Origin of the sequence: Campylobacter sp. BCW_4341 (genome assembly GCF_001764255.1) — a bacterium.
Taxonomy (GTDB): domain Bacteria; phylum Campylobacterota; class Campylobacteria; order Campylobacterales; family Campylobacteraceae; genus Campylobacter_D; species Campylobacter_D jejuni.
On sequence record NZ_MKAH01000050.1, the window covers coordinates 1 to 717 of the forward strand.

Below are 717 nucleotides of genomic sequence, written 5' to 3' on the forward strand. Positions count from 1 at the left end.
ATAATTAGTTCTGCTTGTTCTCTTGTCATTTTCTATCCTTTATTATTATATTTGTTTGATAAAACCTAATTGTATTAAGTTTTCTATGGAAATAGGAAGTTTAATTTGTGTTCCTCCACCTTCTTGTTCAAAGCATGGAGATATTTTACCTATTTTTGGGGAATGGAATTCTTTTTTTGCTTTTAATTTATCAATTTTACCTTTTAATACTTCATTCCCACTCATTCTAACCTTTCTATCAACACTCTCCATATTAATATCTTCTGTTACTTCATATCTTTTATAGGCTTTTTGCATTACTTCATTATTTTCATAGGGCAATGATCTTTTTTCATAAGGCATCGCTCCTTTTTTCTCTTTAAAAGGACAAACAAAGCTACCTGAATTATCTCCATATCTGTCCAGTTTCATCCCTTTTTTTAGAGTGATTTCTCTTGGTTTAGGTGGAATTTTATAACCATCATCATCAGGATATTTAATCTTACCATCTTCAAGAATATAATCTGAACTTCTAGGTTTTGGAGTATCTTTAGGCCATATTCCATTATGTTTATAAAGATGAACTTCTTTATCACTTACCTTACCTTTTTTATTTTCATTTTCTAAATATAAAAGCATTTTTGCTTTTTCTTTGCTTTTTTGTGCCGCTCCTAATTTATCTCCTATCCCTTGCCATCTTATCCTATCATACTTAATCTTAGCAAGAGGACTAGCTTG

1 protein-coding gene is annotated in these 717 nt (G+C 30.0%); it reads right to left on the reverse strand.

Features of this window, described 5'->3' with window-relative positions:
• Nucleotides 1–45: 45 nt before the first annotated feature.
• On the reverse strand, nt 46–717 hold a 672-nt coding region (locus AJN70_RS09695; protein ID WP_186821015.1), incomplete at its 5' end, for a TNT domain-containing protein.